The organism is Enteractinococcus fodinae (assembly GCF_031458395.1).
Taxonomy (GTDB): domain Bacteria; phylum Actinomycetota; class Actinomycetes; order Actinomycetales; family Micrococcaceae; genus Yaniella; species Yaniella fodinae.
The window spans coordinates 2,467,598-2,486,137 of sequence record NZ_JAVDYJ010000001.1 but is presented as its reverse complement, the minus strand read 5'-3'; the positions used below and the strand labels follow the sequence as shown (position 1 = coordinate 2,486,137).

The 18,540-nt window shown below is 57.7% G+C and carries 16 protein-coding genes and 5 tRNA genes; 12 read left to right on the top strand and 9 right to left on the bottom strand.

Translation table 11 applies throughout. The features are described from left to right. The first annotated feature begins 40 nt into the window (after positions 1–40). The 5 genes from J2S62_RS11570 (at position 41) to J2S62_RS11550 (ending at position 3,569) form a co-directional block, all read left to right on the top strand. Positions 41–637 carry a hypothetical protein gene (locus J2S62_RS11570; RefSeq protein WP_310174870.1) on the top strand — a complete coding sequence of 199 codons (597 nt, stop codon included), beginning with the start codon at positions 41–43 and terminating at the stop codon, positions 635–637. A 25-nt stretch (positions 638–662) separates the two neighbouring features. After that, positions 663–1,004 carry a thiamine-binding protein gene (locus tag J2S62_RS11565; RefSeq protein WP_310174867.1) on the top strand — a complete coding sequence of 114 codons (342 nt, stop codon included), beginning with the start codon at positions 663–665 and terminating at the stop codon, positions 1,002–1,004. Between the two features lie 8 nt (positions 1,005–1,012). Further along, positions 1,013–1,576 (top strand): hypothetical protein, encoded by a 564-nt coding sequence (locus J2S62_RS11560; RefSeq protein ID WP_310174865.1) that lies wholly within the window; start codon positions 1,013–1,015, stop codon positions 1,574–1,576. Continuing rightward, positions 1,573–2,457: a spermidine synthase gene (locus J2S62_RS11555; protein ID WP_310174863.1), complete on the top strand. Its 885-nt coding sequence runs from the start codon at positions 1,573–1,575 to the stop codon at positions 2,455–2,457. Before J2S62_RS11560 ends, J2S62_RS11555 begins: the two co-directional genes overlap by 4 nt. Positions 2,458–2,552: 95 nt before the next feature. Next, entirely contained in the window at positions 2,553–3,569 is a 1,017-nt protein-coding gene (locus J2S62_RS11550; protein WP_310174860.1) for a universal stress protein, read from the top strand. Between the two features lie 133 nt (positions 3,570–3,702). Here the strand turns inward: J2S62_RS11550 and J2S62_RS11545 are convergent, their stop codons facing one another. Next, a complete protein-coding gene (locus J2S62_RS11545; RefSeq protein WP_310174858.1) occupies positions 3,703–5,373 on the bottom strand; it encodes a C40 family peptidase in 1,671 nt (556 codons plus the stop codon). 297 nt (positions 5,374–5,670) lie between these two features. After that, positions 5,671–6,432 (bottom strand): GntR family transcriptional regulator, encoded by a 762-nt coding sequence (locus tag J2S62_RS11540; RefSeq protein WP_310174856.1) that lies wholly within the window; start codon positions 6,430–6,432, stop codon positions 5,671–5,673. A gap of 308 nt (positions 6,433–6,740) precedes the next feature. Between J2S62_RS11540 and J2S62_RS11535 the strand changes: the two genes are divergently transcribed. From J2S62_RS11535 to J2S62_RS11525, 3 genes are all read left to right on the top strand, one after another. Beyond that, positions 6,741–6,813, top strand: a tRNA-Glu gene (locus J2S62_RS11535). A 42-nt stretch (positions 6,814–6,855) separates the two neighbouring features. Further along, positions 6,856–6,929 (top strand) — tRNA-Asp (locus tag J2S62_RS11530). Between the two features lie 60 nt (positions 6,930–6,989). After that, positions 6,990–7,062, top strand: a tRNA-Phe gene (locus J2S62_RS11525). A 71-nt stretch (positions 7,063–7,133) separates the two neighbouring features. Here J2S62_RS11525 and J2S62_RS11520 read toward each other — a convergent pair. Continuing rightward, complete coding sequence (locus tag J2S62_RS11520; RefSeq protein WP_310174853.1) at positions 7,134–8,684, bottom strand: helix-turn-helix transcriptional regulator; 1,551 nt, start codon at positions 8,682–8,684, stop codon at positions 7,134–7,136. Positions 8,685–8,954: 270 nt separating this feature from the next. Here J2S62_RS11520 and J2S62_RS11515 point away from each other — a divergent pair. Together J2S62_RS11515 and J2S62_RS11510 are read left to right on the top strand one after the other, a co-directional pair. Beyond that, positions 8,955–9,027 (top strand) — tRNA-Glu (locus J2S62_RS11515). 39 nt (positions 9,028–9,066) lie between these two features. Then, a tRNA-Asp gene (locus J2S62_RS11510) sits at positions 9,067–9,143 on the top strand. Positions 9,144–9,166: 23 nt separating this feature from the next. On the opposite strand, the gene J2S62_RS11505 is transcribed toward J2S62_RS11510, so the two are convergent. Next, positions 9,167–10,690, bottom strand: a complete 1,524-nt coding sequence (locus tag J2S62_RS11505; protein WP_310174851.1) for a helix-turn-helix transcriptional regulator — start codon at positions 10,688–10,690, stop codon at positions 9,167–9,169. A 397-nt stretch (positions 10,691–11,087) separates the two neighbouring features. Here J2S62_RS11505 and mgtE point away from each other — a divergent pair, with 397 nt between their 5' ends. Continuing rightward, positions 11,088–12,449 (top strand): magnesium transporter, encoded by a 1,362-nt coding sequence (mgtE, locus tag J2S62_RS11500; protein WP_310174848.1) that lies wholly within the window; start codon positions 11,088–11,090, stop codon positions 12,447–12,449. A gap of 77 nt (positions 12,450–12,526) precedes the next feature. On the opposite strand, the gene J2S62_RS11495 is transcribed toward mgtE, so the two are convergent. The 4 genes from J2S62_RS11495 to J2S62_RS11480 all read right to left on the bottom strand — a co-directional run bounded on the left by J2S62_RS11495 (position 12,527) and on the right by J2S62_RS11480 (position 16,044). After that, on the bottom strand, positions 12,527–12,682 hold the full coding sequence (locus tag J2S62_RS11495; RefSeq protein WP_310174846.1) for an MFS transporter small subunit: 156 nt from the start codon (positions 12,680–12,682) through the stop codon (positions 12,527–12,529). 15 nt (positions 12,683–12,697) lie between these two features. Beyond that, positions 12,698–14,041: an L-lactate MFS transporter gene (locus tag J2S62_RS11490; protein ID WP_310174843.1), complete on the bottom strand. Its 1,344-nt coding sequence runs from the start codon at positions 14,039–14,041 to the stop codon at positions 12,698–12,700. 140 nt (positions 14,042–14,181) lie between these two features. Continuing rightward, positions 14,182–15,534: an amidase gene (locus J2S62_RS11485; protein ID WP_310174841.1), complete on the bottom strand. Its 1,353-nt coding sequence runs from the start codon at positions 15,532–15,534 to the stop codon at positions 14,182–14,184. Between the two features lie 231 nt (positions 15,535–15,765). Next, entirely contained in the window at positions 15,766–16,044 is a 279-nt protein-coding gene (locus J2S62_RS11480) for a hypothetical protein (protein ID WP_310175892.1), read from the bottom strand. On the opposite strand from J2S62_RS11480, the gene J2S62_RS11475 reads away from it, so the two are divergent. Beyond that, the gene (locus tag J2S62_RS11475; RefSeq protein ID WP_310175870.1) at positions 15,979–16,212 is read left to right on the top strand and encodes a DUF4282 domain-containing protein; all 234 of its coding nucleotides are present in this window, start codon (positions 15,979–15,981) and stop codon (positions 16,210–16,212) included. The genes J2S62_RS11480 and J2S62_RS11475 overlap by 66 nt on opposite strands. Before the next feature lie 310 nt (positions 16,213–16,522). Here the strand turns inward: J2S62_RS11475 and J2S62_RS11470 are convergent, their stop codons facing one another. Then, the gene (locus J2S62_RS11470; protein ID WP_310174839.1) at positions 16,523–18,526 is read right to left on the bottom strand and encodes an acetoacetate--CoA ligase; all 2,004 of its coding nucleotides are present in this window, start codon (positions 18,524–18,526) and stop codon (positions 16,523–16,525) included. Positions 18,527–18,540: the final 14 nt, after the last annotated feature.

Genomic DNA, 18,540 nt, shown 5'->3' with positions numbered 1-18,540 from the left:
TTCTCGGCGTGGCACTCGTAACGCTGGTTACACTGGTGGCATGGATGAGGCAAACTCGCAGCCCGAGCACGGCACCTGGCCGCAAGACGGGCGGGAAAGCACCGGCGATGCTGAACTCGATGCCCTATGGGCGATGACTCCGAGCGCGGTCGACCGTATCGCTAATGATCCGTCAAACCCGTTGCACCTCAAGGCCAAACAAGTTCAAGGCGAGGCCGCCGAGCCGGTGCGTCAACTGGTCGCAAACCTTGGAGCCCCGCTGCCCTCTGCTGCAACCCCGCCACCGTGGGCCGTGCCTGGTCTCAGCATTGATTGGCAACGGGCAGCGACTGCCTCGCCCGCACTTGCGCACTCAGCAGACGCCCAAAGCTCAGCGAATGAGGAGCCCACCATGGCTCAGCTGCTGAGGGTCTGGCAGCAATCGCTTGAGGAACAGCGCCGGGCCAACGAGTACTGGCAGCAGTTTATTGCCGCCACGGAGGCCTCGGGGGAACGCTCGAGTCAACTGGCACGGGAGGCAAATGACATCTCGGCCGAAGCAAATGCGATCGCTAAACGCAGCTTGCTCATCGCAGCGATAGCAGCCTTGGTCGCGGTTGTCTCAGCCATTGCGGCGATCCTCAGCGCCGCGCAGTGATCGGCTGACCTACTAGGATGGAACCATGATCTTAGCGTTTTCCATTTCAGTCTCCGGTGTCGGGGAGCTCGGCGAACACGCCGCCGCCAATAGCCCAGAAGATGCCAAAACCGGTTCGGTCGCCCGCGCAGTAGCAGCCGCCTATGATGTGGTGCGCAACTCTGGACTGCCGCACCGTTTGTCGTCAATGTTCACCGAAATTGAAGGCGAATGGGACGAGGTCATGGGAGTGCTGAAAGAGTGCGTCGATGCGGTGGCTCCCTATGGGGCACGCATCTCGATCACCATGAAGGCCTACATTCGAGACGCCAAACCCAACCAACTCGACGCCAAAATTGATCGGGTCAACCAGCTCCTCGAGGACTAAGTTTTCTTGTGATCTGGCCGTTTAACCGCAAAACCAGCACCGAAACCGGCGCCGAATACTACATTCGAGACGCCGCGATCGCCGACGCCAAAACCCTGGTCGATTTCAAACACCGCATCTGGCGTGACATGTTCGGCCACCTCAAAGACGAAGCATTCTTCACCCAGGCAGAAGCCACCACGGACGAGCAGGTGAAGTTCTGGCAGTCCAGGATCTCCCGGGGTGACACCGTGTGGATGGCCGAAGATCTGCGCGATCGTCTGGTCGGCACCCTCCACGCCACAACCAAGCACAGCGAACACACCGCGGAATTCGTTGCCGCGCATGCGCTGGGTGAACTGCATGAACTGCGATACTTCTATCTCACCGCTGCCACAGCTGAAACCACTATCGGCACAGAACTCATTCGGACGGCAATCGGCGATCAACCTGCCATCACCTGGCTGATGGGTCATGCCCCGCTGGTGGAAACCAATCTGCGCCAAGCCGGCTTTGAACCACTCGGTGAGCCAATTGATCCCAGTGACGCACCGTGGAAGGGCATCCCGCGGCAGGCTATGGTACGACAATGAGCAAGCAACGTCGCAACCAGAACCGGTCAGCAGTCAACATCGAACCGGGCATCTATGAGATCGACTCGGGCACCGCTGAGATCAAACCCGACCCCTTCACCCCCGGGGCGTGGGTGTTGCTGATCAATGGGGTGGAATCGTCGCAGCTGATTCCAGATGAACCACAGCGGTTGGGCTTTGAATACATGCGGTGGATGGCGATCGCACTGGGCTTTCGATACCCGCAAGACGCTCGTCTACGATTCTTACATCTTGGCGGTGGGGGAGCGACCATGGCCCGCTGGGGTGCCGACCGGTATCCGAACTCGAGACACACCACGGTCGAATACGATGCCAAACTCACCGAACTAGCCCGGGATAACTTTGGCCTGCCGCGCGCGCCAATCGTCAAAATGCGCGTCGGTGAAGCCGGTCAGGTCCTTGCCGAGACTAGACCGGACAGTTGGGACGTCATCATCCGCGACGTTTTTATTGGCACAACCCGCGGAGACCACATCACTCCAATGCATCTCACCGGGCTGGACGCGGCCGAAACCGCAGCCCGTGCCGTCGGTGCCAACGGCGCCTATGTGCTCAACTACGGTGGCCCACCCAACCTCGCCCCGGCCAGAGCCGAAGCCGCCGCACTGGCACAGGCCTTTGAACACGTCACGCTGATCTCGGATGCCACAATGTTCAAAGGACGACGACGCGGCAACATTGTGATGGTCGGGACCCAAACCCCGCTGGCCAATCCCGATTTAGGCGGCACGGACGCCTTTATTGCAGCATTGCGAGCCGAACCATTGCCGACCCAAGCCAAGTACGGAACCGCTACTACCAACTTCATCGCGGGCACTCCACCCAGCCTGGCACCATTACTCTTGCAAGAACCTCTTTAAACCCCGTATCCGAGGTCACTTCAGCGTTAGAATAGATCTATCACCTTCGCAACCGATCCTCGGAAGCGAACTCGACCGTACGGAGGGGATCTGCCATGACCGACCAATTCCATGACCCAGCAAAAAAGGTGAATGCGGACAACGGTCTGCCAGAAAACACCGCCAAGAAGAAACACGGCGTCGTCGTCGGGGTGGACGGGTCCAAGCGTTCCCTGGCTGCCGCGATTTGGGCGGTGCGTGAGGCACGCCGGATCAACGCTCCGTTGACCATGGTCTCGGCCTATACATTGCCCGTCTTCCCATCCGTGGCAGTTGATGCTGCGACCGGAGGCCACGAAGACTCAGCGCTGGCTCAATCCTGCCGCCAGATCTTGGAAGCCACCAAAGCCGAACTCGGTGACACCGAGGGCGTCGAAGTGCGCTGCAATGTCGAGCTTGGCGACCCAAGCACCGTGCTGGTGGATTACTCCCATAACGCCGAAATGCTTGTCGCCGGGCCACGCGGTCGTGGCGGCTTCCTCGGCCTGTTAGTCGGCTCGGTGTCTCGCGGGCTGCCGGCCCAAGCTAAATGCCCGGTCGTACTTGTACCCCGCGGAGCAGAAATGACTCGTGCAGACTCCGACGCCCCGGTCGTGGTGGCCTCGGATGGCTCGGAGCAGGGTCGTGTGGCGATGCTGCGTGCCGCAGAAGAAGCGATCCATCGCAGCGACACCTGCCGGCTGCGGATCATCACCGCCATGGCCCCGGTCTCGTCGGCCGTCGAATGGCTACCATCTACCGTGGACGAGCGCGCGATGTTCGATGAATTGCGTGAGAAGCTGGATGCCGGCGCGGCCTGGCTGCAATCGCACTTCCCGAACCTCAACATCGAAACCGAAGTCATCGACGGGGTGCCCGTGGACGCGGTCGTGGCCGAATCGGAATCAGCCCGCCTGACCGTGGTCGGAACTCGCGGTCTAGGTGGGTTCACCGGTGCGCTGTTGGGTTCGACCTCGCAGGGTATCGCCGCGCATGCTCGCGGTCCGGTTATGATCGTGCCGTACCACGATGACCCACGTCTGGCAGACCGGCCAGAATACGGTCCGATGATCGATCAGGATCCGCAAGAATAAACCTGTAGTTAAAACACTTGGGGGTTGGGTACCGAATCGGTATCCAACCCCCAAGTGTTTGCGGTGCTATTGAATTATGGGCCTCCAAGGGCACGGAGAACTTCCCCGGACTCCGCGCCCCTGAAGGAGTTTTTTAGTAGCGGCCACCCACTGAGAGCATATTCCATGGTGAGTAGTGCAAGCCGGTAATCGTGATACCGGTCGACGGGTTGCGCGCATGCGCAATCTGGCCGTTCCCAATATAAATGGCGACGTGGTAGACGCCGGACTGCGAACCGTTATTTGACCAAAACACGAGGTCACCCGGCTGCAGGTTGTTCAGCGAGACGTACTGCTTGGCGGCACCATACTGGGCGCTCGCGGTACGTGGCAGCGACTTGCCGGATTGGGCGAATGCTGCGGTGGTGAAACCAGAGCAGTCATACCCCTTCGGCCCGTTGCCACCCCATGAATAGAACGTCCCGGACTCCCGGGTCTTGTTAACCGCCCAGTTGACCGCAGCCGACATATTCGAACCGGTCGACGCTGGTGCCACGCTTGCTGCCTGTGGTGCTGCAGCAGCTTGCGTTTGGGTTGGCGTCGGGGTTGGAGTCGGCGTAGGTGTCGCGGTACGCGTTGGAGTTGGCGTGGCCGTCCGAGTAGGAGTCGGGGATGGCGTTGCCGTCTGAGTTGGCGTAGGCGATGGAGTCGCAGTGCGAGACGGCGACGGTGTAGCCGACTGAGTCCGCGTCGGTGTTGGGGAGGCAGATGGCGAGGTCGACGGAGTGGAACTCGCAGTTTCAGAAGGCGTAGAAGTCGCGGTCTGAGTCGGTGTTGGCGATGGAGTCGCGGTCGCAGTCTGGGTCGGCTCATCAGACGGTTCATCTGATGCCTCAGGTTCGGACGCAGTGTCTACAACAGGTGCTTCCGAGGCCGATTCAATGCTCGTCGCGCTGGCTGCTGGTGAAGTAGCCGAACCGTCCGCATTGTTATCGGCAGCATCTTGTCGAGCCTCGTTATCGATTTCCTCGAAGGACAGCCCAGCTTCTGTTGCAGCGTCAGCGATGGCTGCTTCGCGTGCGGCCTGTGCTTCAAGTTCAGCTTGACGTGCTTCTTCTTGACGCCGTAGCTCTTCCTGCTGACGTTCGAGCTCTTCTTGTTGACGCTGTTCCTCAGCTGCTTTCTCTTCAGCTTGGGCCGCCGCATCTTCAGCAGCATCGGCTCTCGAAGCCTCTTCGCCTGCGAGGTGCTCGGCGCCTTGCGCGTTGAGTTGGCTGTTTTCAGCATCGCCGGTGAGGGACTCAGCGAGTTGCTGGCCTCGTGCAGCGTCAGCGAGTGCTTCATCGTCATCGCCCAACAAGAATTCTTCAGTACTCAAGCCTCCGTTGCGATACATGTCCGCAACGGCTTCCCCGGCAGTTTCCTGATCTTCTTCTTGCTGTTCGGCTGCGAGTTCTGCCTGCTGTGCTGCTGTCTCAGCTTCACGGCGAGCTTCTGCAGCAGCTTCGCTGAGTTCGCGTGCTTTCTCGTTTGCAGTAAGTGTTTCGGCTTCGACGTCGGCCAGACGCTGGTTACTTTTATCTAAGATCTCTTTTAGATCTTCACGCAGTTTCGCTTGGGCCGAGGGGTCTTCCTTCGCTTTCGCGACGGTTTCTTCGTCTGGAAGGTCAGGGACTTTCGGCAGGGAAAGTTCTGACGCCTCATCGGCTTTTACAAAAATGCTGTCGGATTCAGAGAAGATCTGTGGCATTGCGGTGGCAGACATAGCTGCTACCGTCACCAGGGCAACGCCCGCGGCGCTCCCTTTCACAATTCGTGATTTCACGATTCTTCCTCATTCTGTGGCTAGTCCAGTTTTATGGTTTTGAGATAACCATCGTCACCACAGGTAATGACTTTATCCGCACTCTTGTCACAACTGCAACACTTGCCACTTGCATAAACACGAACCACAATCATGTAATTATCACGACACGCCTGAAATCATCAGCATCCTTGCAATGCCAGCGATTTATAAATTTGTTACACAAGGCCGGTCATGGTGCTTGACTTAAGACAAACATGCGCCCGGATTGATATCAATCCGGGCGCAACGTGATCTTGTTGTGATGTAGGTCGTTGGCTAGTTCGGACTCATGTTTCGACCGTTGAGCGCAGGCACTGCGGGGGACTGGCGAACCGTGACTGGGCGACCATTTGCCGCAGCGTGTTGCAGGACCATCTTCTCGGCTAAACCGAGGTAGCGGTGTAAGCCCCGGGATGCTTCGATGCGTTCCCCGGACAGGATTCTGTTGATGATCGCTAGGTTCTGTTGGGCGAAGGTCTGATGGATGGGTGGTGTGATCTGCAGACTATGGAATGCCAGACGTAGCTGGGTGAGGAGGCGCTCAAGCGCTTCATTCATGGTGCTGGAATTGGCGAGCGCCACGACAGCCACATGGAAGCTGCGGTCTGCTTCGACGATTGCTTCCAGATCCTCTTGAGCGATACCTCGACGCGTCCGATCAGCGATGCGATTGAACGTGTCGGTCAATTCCGGGGTGAGTTTGCCCCAGAGAATGGCAGAGGGTTCCAGGAACCTTCTGGTCTGATAGATCTCTTGGACCTCACGGGGTCCAGGGTCGATAACGAAGACGCCGCGGTTCGGCACCTTGTACACCAGGTCTTCGCCTGCAAGGACAGTAAAAGCCTCACGAAGCGTGTTCCGTGAGACTTCAAATTCCGCCGCGATGGTCTCTTCCGAGAGTTTGGTCCCCGGTTTCAATGCACCTTGGCAGATATGAGCGCGTAATGCAGCTGCAATCCTCGTCGGTGTGTGAGCGTGAATCGGATCATCGTCGCTGTCATTTACAAGTGAAAGCTCTGGCATGACTGGCTTATCCATCAGAATCTCCCATAACTCAGAGTGCTGAACTTCACAGTAACACTGGATTATGAGTTTTGTCTGTACTTGGTGTATCAAAAAAAGACTGGGCGAATTCTCTTTTCTTTAAAGTATCTGACTAGGAGTTTTGCCCGCGCCAATAGCAGCTGGCTCGTTGTTAGTGCTGCGCTGCGGGCAGGGATGCAGAGGAAATGGGTCGACTTTGAAGAGGGGTTGGGCTCCACAGCGATTTGCATTTGAAAATCGTTTAGGTCTATGATGATCTAGGTCGATCGCGCTAACGAGTGTAAAAGCTCAGCGAACACCAGGCCCCCATCGTCTAGTGGCCTAGGACACCGCCCTTTCACGGCGGCGGCACGGGTTCGAATCCCGTTGGGGGTACAAGTCAGTAAAATGGCTATGAGAAATGTTTGCATTTCTTTTGGCCCTGTAGCGCAGTTGGTTAGCGCGCCGCCCTGTCACGGCGGAGGTCGCGGGTTCAAGTCCCGTCAGGGTCGCGGATTTGAGAGCCTGTCCAGTGGACGGGCTCTTTTTCCCAAAACAATTGAATACCTTTTGGTCCTGTAGCTCAGTTGGTAGAGCGTTCGACTGAAAATCGAAAGGTCACCGGATCGACGCCGGTCGGGACCACTGAACCCTCGCGTAGCTTCTACATCGCGAGGGTTCTTCAGTTTAATACTGCACATCAGACGGTGCTGGGTCTAGAGCAGACCCCGACGCTGTGCCCCGAACACAGCGTCTTCTGCTGTAGACACCCCGAGTTTTCGATAGATAGCCTTCAAATGGGTCTTTAGTGTATTCACTGAAATGAACATCTTTTCTGCCATAAGCGCCCGGGGATGACCTTCAGCCAGGTGTTCGATGATTTCGACTTCGCGTTCAGTCAGGGCAGTACCAGGTTTGGGCAGCCCGGTGAGGAACACGGAGGGCTCCTGATTGTCTCGAGGCCATGCGGGCACCTTCTGGGCAGCTAGATCTCGTGTTTCTGGGCTGAATAACTGGACCTCAAGTGGGCCCAGCCCTCGGGGTATCTCGGCGGCGCGTGCCAGGGTGCTGAGGCAGTCCTCGGTTTCGTCGGCTTGATACTGGGCTGCGGCAAGAATTGCGAGCCGGCGAACTTCCATCAAGCGAAAGCCTCGGGTTTTTGGTCTCAGACGGGAGACGTCTTGGATCGCCTGCTGAGTCCGGCCAGCATAGACGTGGGCGGCAGCTTGGAAGAGCTTGGTGTAGGTCAGGTCCGGGTCGGCGCGATCAATGAAAGCTTGAGCTTCTACACCCCGGCCGTTCTTCAGGGCTATCGCCGCGCGCTTCAAGGGAATGATACTGCCCGTAAAACCGTCGCCGTCGTGCCGTGGGAACAACATGTCATCGAATATTTCCATCCGGTGCTCGAGTTCATCTTGGCGGCCACCAGCTTCTAGAACTCGATGCACGGCCAGAATGTAAAAGGGCCACATCTCACCAATATCGCGCAAGTTGAGAGCATCAAGCTTTTGGAGTGCTGCGTCATAGTCTTCTATGGTGACCATGATTTCCGCAAAATTTCGGTGGGCGTCGATATGAGTTTCTGCCCAGCTGGAAGTGCGAGCGATTTTATCTGCCCGGTGGATTAGTGAGCGAGCTGTGGTGCGGTTGCCAAAACACGCGTGGATGAGCGCTGATTTTGTCAGTGCGTCGCGTGTGAAGAAAGCAAATTCCGGAACTTGTACGTGCAATTGGGCGCGCGTGAAGTTCGTGAGTGCTCGAGTGAAGTGGCCTGCGAGCATGGCAGTAATACCCATTTGCACCGCAGCGTGTAAAGCCCAGCTGTCATATGAAGCTCGTAGTGACGGTATGGGACCGAGTTGTTGCTCCAGTAGGTCGCATTGTTCCAGGCCGCGTTGCGTGCATCCTTGAGATCGGGCGATTCCCAGTCGCAATATCGTCAGAAGATACACGTCTCGTGGGTCATCGAGATTAAATGTGGCTGAAGCCTGAATCTCAAATTGGTCCGAAGGGCTTTCGCTAAAGAAGCGGCGAGCAATTTGCCACAGTCTGCTGTCGTTAGATGCAGTGCAAAACAACAACCGCATGGTTTCTAGGGTGCGGTCGGGCGGTATGCCGAACCAGGTACCTGCAAGATCGCTTTCGAGGGGTGCAACCACGCGATTTAAGTTCTCTCCGTCGAGTGCGGTTTCGATTTCTTCAGCGTGCTGAGCTAGGTCATCTTGTTGCAGGGAAGTCTCGTAGTCTGTGGTATCGCGTTCAGACATCGTTCTACCTCTAGTGACTTACCTTACATTTATGTATATTTGAAGTTTATACTATGCGCCAACCGCCAGCTACGAGAGGGTGTGTCGGGAAGGCCGGGTGGACCGTTGTAGGTCCTGATTTGAAAACGGCGACTCTGTTTCAGGCCCAGCCGTGGGAGCATACTGGCGTATGTGGTCTTATGAGCACGGCAAGGATTTGATTCTCCGCCGGTCGACCTCTAAGATTATCTTTCTAGCTTCGAAGCTTGTCAAAAAACTTCGTAACAATACGCCCCCATCGTCTAGTGGCCTAGGACACCGCCCTTTCACGGCGGCGGCACGGGTTCGAATCCCGTTGGGGGTACAAGCCAAGAACTGGCTTATGCGATGTCCGCATCGCTGAGGCCCTGTAGCGCAGTTGGTTAGCGCGCCGCCCTGTCACGGCGGAGGTCGCGGGTTCAAGTCCCGTCAGGGTCGCCATTTATTTTGCACGGTGCATGCTATCAGAGCACGCCGCGCCGCTCTCCCTCAAAGATCGCATCCGCAGCCGACGACACGTCAAGCTTTCGGTACAAGGACCGCAGCTGCGATTTCACCGTACTAACGCTGATGTAGAGCCTTTCTGCTATCTCAGTCCGAGTGTAACCCTGGGATAGCAGCGTCAGGATCTCAATTTCACGCCCGGTCAGCGTTTTTCCTGGCTTGGGGAGTTCCGGTAGAAATATCCCCTTGCCGACTGGGGTTTTAGGCCAGTTTTCAACTTGCTCCTCGCCGAGCATCCGCATTTCTACACTAAACAGCACGAGCTCATGAGGGCTCAATCCTCTGGGGAGACTCGCTACCCACCGAAGCGTTTGAATACTGGCCTCTGGATCCCCGGCGATGTATTGCGCTGCCGCTAATACCGACAGTCGACGAATTTCCATCAACCGAAAGGCACGAGTTTCTTTGCGCAACGCCACTGCTTGATCCATGGCTTGTTGGGTCCGGCCGACAAAGAGGTCAGCAGCGCTTTGCGTGAGCTTGGTGTACGTCAGACGCGGGTCGGCTCGTTCCAGGAATCTCAACGCTTCGGCCCCGCGTCCCGACTGCAGCGCTGTCATCGCGCGTTTCAGGGGGAGCACACTGCCGGTAAAACCCTCGCCGTCTACCCGCGGAAAGGGCAGCGAGTCGAGCATTTCCAGTTGGTGTTCCAGCTCGTCATGGTGTCCCGCAACCTCGAGGACTCGATGCAGCGCCACAATATAGAACGGCCACATCTCGCCAATGTCCTGAAGGCTGATGGCTTCGAGCCGTTCTAATGCCTCTTCGTAGTCGCCAGCGTACGTGAGGATCCGGACGAATTCTTCATGGGCATCAAGTTGGGTTTCGCACCAGCTCGAGGTCCGTTGAATACGCCCGGTGCGCTTCAACAGCCCATCGGCTGTGGTAGCGTTCCCAAAACACGCGTGAATCAGGGCCGATTTTACGATGGCTTCGCGCTCTAAAAAGGCGAACCGTGGATTCGGCGGCAGCATTTGCGCCCGCATGAACGAAGACAGTGCTTTCGTGAAGTCTCCAGCGAGCATCGCGGTGTTGCCAATTTGGACCGCAGCATGTTGCAACCAGTGAGACTGCGGGGGCAGTTGGTTCCGGAGTGTGGCCAGGTTCGCTTCAGCGGTCTCAACCTGTTCGAGGGCCTCAGTCGTGCGACCGTGGAGGCGGTAATCGACCATGCGAAACATTGCCAACGCGAGCATTTGGCCCGGGTCTTCCGCATCGAGCGCTTCCATCAACGGTTCTGTGTTGCTCAGGTCTGGGCTGGCGGCCGTCATAATTTTGTGTGTCACGACCAGAAGCGGCGGCGGGCGTTCGAGATTTCTGGCGATGAGACCAAGAATTTCAGCGGTTCGATGTGTTGGAAAGCCAAACCATGTGGCGGCGAGGTTTTGTTCGATGAGTTCTGCGGCCCGGCTGTAATCGTGGCGCTCCAAAGCGTCTTCAACCGCTTCGACTAGGAGCGCTAGATCGTCCTTGCGTGACGACACTTTACTGTTCCGCTGTAGCGGATTTTGCCGGTCCATAAATTATTCAGTCGCCTCTATGGTGTGTGATGAAGGTCACTGTACTTCATGGTAACTGTCGGATGAGGGTCCCGACTAGTATCTATTTCAAATCTGTAGCGATTGATTTATAACTTAAGTGATTACTGGCCCAGAGTACCAGGTGTGATGTTCTCCACTTTTTAGCCGAGCCATTCCCAAGAGATGGACCCGTGGAGATGGGCAAGCGTGCTCGTCCATGGAAATAGTCTCGCGTGCTGATGATGAATATGTCACAGCCGGCCCCGCAAAAGCAGATCAAATGGTCACGTGCTATTGCCGTTCGGGTACATTAGGCGCCTAAAGACGTTGAAACGACGAGTAATTAACGGAAGAGACCTCTATGGCCCGCACCCAGCAGACCACTCTGACAAAACGCCTCAACCGGATCGAAGATGACCTCGCCGAGGACGAATTGGCTGAAATATCTCGCCGGGTCAACGCATTAGAAGTCTCGGAAATCATCCGGCTGCTGGCACGGCTCAACCGGCGACGGCGTGCCATTGTCTACCGGCTATTAGAAAAGCAGGTGGCGCTCAAAGTCTTTGAGGCCATGCGCCCGGCGGCACAAAGCGATCTACTCCAAGCCCTGCAGGATCAAGAAACCGCCGAAATCTTCGTCGATCTGGATCCCGAAGATCGCGTCTGGCTGCTCGATGAACTGCCCGCCACGGTGGCCTCGAAACTCATGCAGGGTCTGGACCTTGACGAGCGAGACCAAACCGCAGCACTCATGGGCTACCCCTCCGACGCGGTGGGTCGACGCATGAGTCCCCGGTTCATCCGGCTCCACCCGTGGTTCACCGTCAATGAGGCAATGCAACGCGTGCGGGAACACATCAACGACGCTGAGACGATCTATTACTTACCTGTCGTCGATGAGGGGCGCCGGGTGCTTGGTGAGGTTGGTCTGCGCACGCTGATGAACAGCGACCCATCGAGTACCATCGAACAACTGGTGCGACCGACCCACACCGAAGAAGTCACCGAGAGCGCCGAAGAAGTCGCTCGACGAGCCAGTAAGCGTGGCACGTTTGCGCTGTCGATCGTGGATGATGAACACCGGTTGGTTGGAATTTTCACGCTGGATGAAGCGGCCCGCATCCTCGAGTATGAAGAGAGCCAAGACGTCTCTCGTCAGGGTGGTGTCGAGCCGATCCGCCGCCCCTACCTCTCCACGCCCATTATACGACTGGTACGCAGCCGCATCACCTGGCTACTGGTACTCGCCGTTGGCGCGACGCTGACCGTGCAGGTGTTGGAAGTCTTTGAGGACGCGCTTGCCCAAGTCACCGTCCTGGCACTCTTTGTACCATTGCTGATTGGGACCGGTGGGAACACCGGCAACCAGGCCGCAACCACCGTGACCCGCGCGATCGCCTTAGATAACCTCCAGCCCCGGGACATGATTCGAGTACTCGCTCGAGAAGTCCGCACTGGATTTCTGTTGGGACTCATCTTGGGGACGTTGGGTTTTGTGATCGCCGGGTTCTTTTATGAGCCCGAGATCGGATTGATTATCGGATTGACGTTGTTGTCGGTGTGTACCATGGCGGCCAGCGTGGGCGGTATCATGCCGCTGGTGGCCAAGGCCATCAAAGTTGACCCGGCCGTGTTCTCCAACCCCTTCATTACCACCTTCGTGGATGCCAGCGGGCTGATCATTTACTTCCTCATTGCTCAGGCGGTCATCCCGGAACTCTAAGGCCACAGCGTTAAAACGATGGGGGCTCTCCCCGGATCTTCCGATCCAGGGAGAGCCCCCATTGACGTATAGCGGCGTTATTCGGTGAACAGTGCAGCGGCTTTGATGGCCGTGTCGACCAGGCCGTAGCCCAGGCCCATAATGACGACCAGCGCTAAGATGACCGCGACGGTGCGGTAGGTGCCGCTGACTTCATCGGTGACTGCTTCAGAAAACTGCGGTGAAGTGCTCATGATCGTTCACTGCTCCTAATGTTTGATGTCGTACTCAATGGTATGTTTCTCGGCGACCGGACGCATCAGGATGTTGGCGATCAGCCCGAGTGCCAAGAGGCCAACCATGATGTACATGGATACGGTGTAGAGATCTGGACCCTCGAGGCCTGCGGAGGCCTGAGCCTCGACCACGGTGTTGACGATCAGCGGGCCAGCAACACCGGCGGCGGCCCATGCGGTGAGCAGTCGACCGTGAATCGCGCCGACCTGGTAATAGCCGAACATGTCACGCAGGTAGGCTGGAACGGTCGAGAAGCCACCGCCGTAGAAGGACAAAATGAAGACCGCTGCGATAATAAATAGGACCAGCGAGTTGTTCCCCAAGAAGGCGATGAGTAGATACAGCACGATGCCCACGCCCAAGTAAATCATGTACATGGGCTTGCGGCCGATGTAGTCCGAGGTGGTCGACCATACGAATCGGCCGGCCATATTGGCCAGCGACAGAATGCCGACGAAGCCTGCAGCAGCCGCGGCGGTCACGGCTGGGAAGTAGTCCTGAATCATCGGTGCCGCGTTTTCCAAAATACCAATCCCGGCGGTGACATTGGTGAACAAGATGATCCATAAGAACCAGAACTGCGGGGTCTTCAGCGCTTGGTTCGCGGAGACGTTGAGTCGAGTCTGCATCGCATCTTTTTCAACGGCTTCGGGGTCATACCCCTCTGGTACCCAGTCCGGATGGGGCATCCGAATGACGTAAGCACCGGCCGCGATGATGACCGCGTAACTAATGGCCAGGGTGATAAACGTTGGTACCAGGCCTGCTGCCAGATTCTCCGTTTCGGTTCCGCCGCCATACAGCGACATCAGGGAGTTCGACAGCGGGCTGGCGATGAGCGCGCCCCCACCAAAGCCCATAATGGCTAGCCCGGTGGCTAGCCCTGGACGGTCGGGGAACCATTTCATCAGGGTTGAGACCGGCGAAATGTAGCCAATGCCAAGCCCAATACCGCCAATGAATCCATACCCGAAGTACACCAGCCACAGTTGTCCGGTAGCGATACCGAAGGCTGCGACAAAGAAGCCCAAAACCCAGGCGGTACCTGCGACCGCCATGGATTTGCGGGGTCCTGCTTTTTCCACCCAGGTGCCCCCGAATGCGGCCGACAGGCCAAGCATCGCGATGGCGACCGAGAAGATCCAGCCGACAGACACCTCACCCACATCGAAGCGAGACATCAATGGAATCTTAAATACACTGAATGCATACACCTGGCCGATGCACAGGTGGATTGCCAACGCCGCGGCGGGGATGAGCCACCGGTTAAAGGTCTTCGGCGCGACAATCGCTGATTTATCCAAAACGCTAGCCATCGCGTCCTCTCGTCACACATTGTTAGATTTCGACTTGAACCGTCAATCAAGCCGATCATATTGACGCGGTTTAAGCGTGTCAACGATTCTGCACTTGCTTTTAAGGATGTCTGATGGAGGATACCGAAATTCTGCTGACGTTAGTCGTATAGCTCTGTTGCTTGTGGCTGTGCGGGGCGCATGGTTTCAACGCGCTCGGCGAGCAGTTGCTCAAGTTGTTGTCCGGCTCGCAGCACCGCAGCATCGCGTCCGGGTTTGCCGATCACTTGCAGCCCTTTGGGTAGGGGATCACCGGGGATCCAATAGGGGATGGAGACCGCGGGCCAGCCCAACATATTCCAAATCACCGACTGGGACACGAGTACTTCGGAGCCCTCGCCCGGTGCCTCATTCTGTGAAGGAGCATCAATGGGCACGGTTGGTGTCAGCAGCATCTGGTGATCATCGAACGTGTCCAGGTAGAGCTGATTGACCTCGTCGATACTGGCCTGCGCTTCGTCGACGTCGGCATCGGAGATATCGCGCCCGTTTCGCAGTCGGGTCAGGGTCAGCTCTTGGTACTGATCAGCGTAGGTTTCCAGATACGGTTCATGCAGCAGATACGCTTCGCGACTGCGCACAATATTGAACAGGCCCCGGAAGTCAGCGTATTCACCACGAATCGTTGGGTGCTCAATAGCTGGGGCATCCAGTACTTCCGGCAGGGGGACTTCCGGCGAGACGATTTCAGCATCCGCACTCAAACCAGGGTTGCCTTGGAGCATCCGAAACTCGAACTGCTCAGTATCTTCCGCGTCCGGTTCGAAGCCTTCCAGCCCCAGCGCATCCAGCGTTGCCAGCACGTCGCGCACCGTGGTGCCCAATAACCCCACGGTGTCAAAAGACCGTGCTAGCGGGAACACGCCATCGGTGTCGAGTAGGTCGAAGGTTGGTTTGAATCCCACCACACCGCATAAAGCTGCTGGGACTCGAGTAGAGCCGGCGGTATCCGTGCCGATTGCCACCGGCACGATGCCCTGAGCAACCGCCGCTGCCGAACCCGAGCTGGAACCACCCGAGACCCGGCTCTCGTCGTAAGGATTTGGGACCACTCCAAACGCGCTGGTATCGCCGCGAATGCCGTAGGAAAATTCGTGCGTATTGGCCTTGCCGATTATATTGGCGCCGGCTCGGCGTAGCTGGGCGACAATCGCTGCATCGTGTTCGGGTTGGTGATCGGCATAGACATTGGAGCCCATGGTGGTGCGCATATCAGCGGTATCGATGACGTCTTTGACCGCGATCGGGATGCCTTCCAGCGCACTGCGCGGGGTGCCCGCCGAAAACAGGGCGTCGGAATCTTGTGCGGCGCGATCATGATCGATGACCGTGATAAAAACCGGCCCGGCGGCTTTGGCAGCTTGGCGAGCGGTGCGGGACGCTTCGACCGCAGTCGTGGTGCCGTTGCGAAACTTGGTACCTAACGTTGACAGAGTCTCGCGGTGATCGGTCATGGCATACTCCTGACGCGTGGGGGTTGCTCGCAACGTGAGCGTGAAGCGGGCTTTTACTAGACCAAATGCTAATGACTGTATTCCCTGAACGTTAGGGCTCCTCAACGCTGTGTTCTGAAGACCCTTGTGTAGATATGACGCTGGTCGGGTTCACCATGTGTTCATGCGTTTTGCACCGTGTGATGTCGCGTCCCTTAACGTTCCGTGGTATCTCTGGTTAGTGGCCCATTTTTACCAATAGGCACAACTCTTATATTCACACTCCGGCTCTTGTGAGCCCCACCCCAACCACCCGGTGGCCAACCACAACCCGGCCCGGGCGGACCACAGCGCGGCCCCCAGACCAATACGGTAGAAGCCAAAGGGTTCTTCGCCGGGCTGTTCGACTTTAGTTTCCAGACTTTCGTCACCCTCAAGTTCGCCAAGTTCATCTACATCATCGTGATGGTGGTTATCGGGCTCTGGGCACTGTTCGGGTGGCTCATCGGCTCGATCGTGTTGATGACCCAAGAACCCCTCGTTGGGCTGCTGGGCCTTCTGCTCGGCTGGATTCCGATGCTCTTAGTACTGATCTTCGCCCGGCTGACCCTTGAGTTCTACGTTGCCATGGCACGCACCGCGCAGAATACCGCGGGTACTCGGATGGAATTGGAGCGCATGCGCTCGTTCAACGGCTAGTGCCACAGCGAGTATCGTCCAAAGACGCCTCATGTAAGCCCTGGTCCCTCACGTCCTGGGGCCAGGGCTTTTCTGTTGACGAAAAGATATGTAAAAAGTTTTTACATATGAGCCAAACGTGTAAAAAATCTGCCTCATTTTTTACATTACCTATCATGCCCAGCGTTTTACCAGCCGGTTCATGCCGGTTTCTGAGCGGAACGCAAGCTCCGCGTCAGGAACGTTTCGTAGAGTAGGAAACATCCTCTTCGAGGTGTGAGTGATGAGAGTATGAGGCCCCGGTTCCAGCCGGGGCCTCATTCATGTCCTCTCATGATTGCGAGGACAGGCGCTGCTCAGCCAGCTCCACGAACTCGGCTAGCGCCTCGGGGTTCGCGATGGCATCCTCGTTAATTGCGTTGGCAGCGCCCCGGCCGGAGAACAGCTTCTTAAGTGGCACCTCGATCCCCTTGCCGCTGTGGGTCAACGGGATAGCCGCAACCTGAATGATTTCATCGGGCACGTGACGTGCTGATGCCTGCCTCCGAAGCGTATCCTTGATGCGCTGCTCGAGCTCTGGGGTGAGCTCAACATCGTCGGCCAACTGCACAAACAACGGCATCCAGTACCCGCCGTCGGGCTGCTCCACACCGATGACCGTGGACTCTACAATCTCTGCAACGTCGCCCAGCGCGGCATAGAGTTCCGCGGTGCCCAGGCGTACGCCGTCGCGATTCAGCGTCGCATCCGAACGGCCGTGGACAATAAAACTGCCGCGCGAGGTCTGGGTCACCCAGTCACCTTGGGCCCATACCCCATCGGGATATTGGTCCACGGTGGGGAAGCGCTCGAAATAGGACTCGCGATAGCGGTGCTCATCTTCGCTGTCATCCCAGAGGTAGGCGGGCATCGAGGGCATGGGTTGGGTGATGACCAGCTCGCCGACCGCGTCGAAGATCTCGTGGCCGTCATCGTCGAAGGACCGAGCAGCCACGCCGAGCATCGGACCCTGGAGCTCACCCAAGTGAACGGGTTCTAGTGGGTTGGAGCCGATGAATCCTGAACAGATGTCGGTGCCGCCGGAATCGGAGCCGAGGCGGACGGTTGGGCTGACGTGTTCGTGCACCCAGCGCCAGGTTGACTCGGGTAGGGGTGCGGCCGTGGACAAGATGGATTTCAGTCCGCTCAGATCCCAGCGCTGGCCGGGGGATAACCCGGAGCGTTCGACCATGGTCAGATAGGGCGCACCGACCGCGAACCGGGTCGCGCCGGTTTTCGCGATGACCTCAAACTGCCGGTCGGGGGCGTGCACCTGGGGCGAACCACCGTAGACCACGACCGATGCACCACACGCCAGGGCATGCGATAACGTATTCCACACCATCCACGAGGTATTAGCTGACACGTAGTAGCGGTCATCGAGTGTCATGTCCTGGTGGAGGGCTTTGCTCTTGAGTGCTTCGAGCAGCATCCCGCCGTGGCCGTGAACGATACCTTTGGGGTCACCGGTCGTGCCCGAGGAAAAGAGGATCCACAATGGGTGGTCAAACGCGAGCGGGTAGTAGCGTTCGGGGCCGTTGACGGGGGCGGTGCGGAAATGTTCAATGTCTAAGTGGCGCTGCACGCTGGGCAGCCCGGTGAGCAGTTCGACGTTGTAATCGGTGCGGTCAATCCACCGGCCGTTATAGGTATACCCCGTCGCGGTGATCAACACCTTTGGTTCCAGCTGCCGCAGCCGGGCCAGCGTGGCGGTCACGGAGAGATCCGGGGAGTTGATGGTCCACACCGCGCCGATGGTCGCGGCCGCCAGCAGTCCGATGATGGCCGAGGCATTATTCGGCAACACCGCAGCGACGCGGTCGCCGGCTTGTACCCCGAGCTCACGGAGTTGTTCGGCCAGTCCGTGGACCCGGGTGCGAAGATAGTACCACGACAGTGATTCGGTTTCATCGTCCTCATCGATCGTCAGGATCGCCGTGGCATCCTGGTCGACTAGATCGCGGGTGCGTTCCAAAACGTTTTCGGCATAGTTCACGCTCGCCTCGGGGTACCATGTGGCTCCGGGCATGGCCGCGTTCGGCAGAATCGGGGTGTTAAAGTCCTCACCCAGCACCCCGAAGTACTCGCGCACCGCATCCCAAAACTCCGCTAGCTCGGCGATCGACCAGGCGTGCAGGTTCCGATACAACTGCTCGGACACATTGCCCGTGGCATCCGTCAACGGGCCGAGATCCACCCCGCGCTGGGTCGTGACCCACTGAGCGAAGCGGAACATCTCGGTGTCGCGAGGGTCAGTTGGGCGCCAGGTAACCGGTGGTATTTGGGGCTGCATCATGACGGAATCCTTTG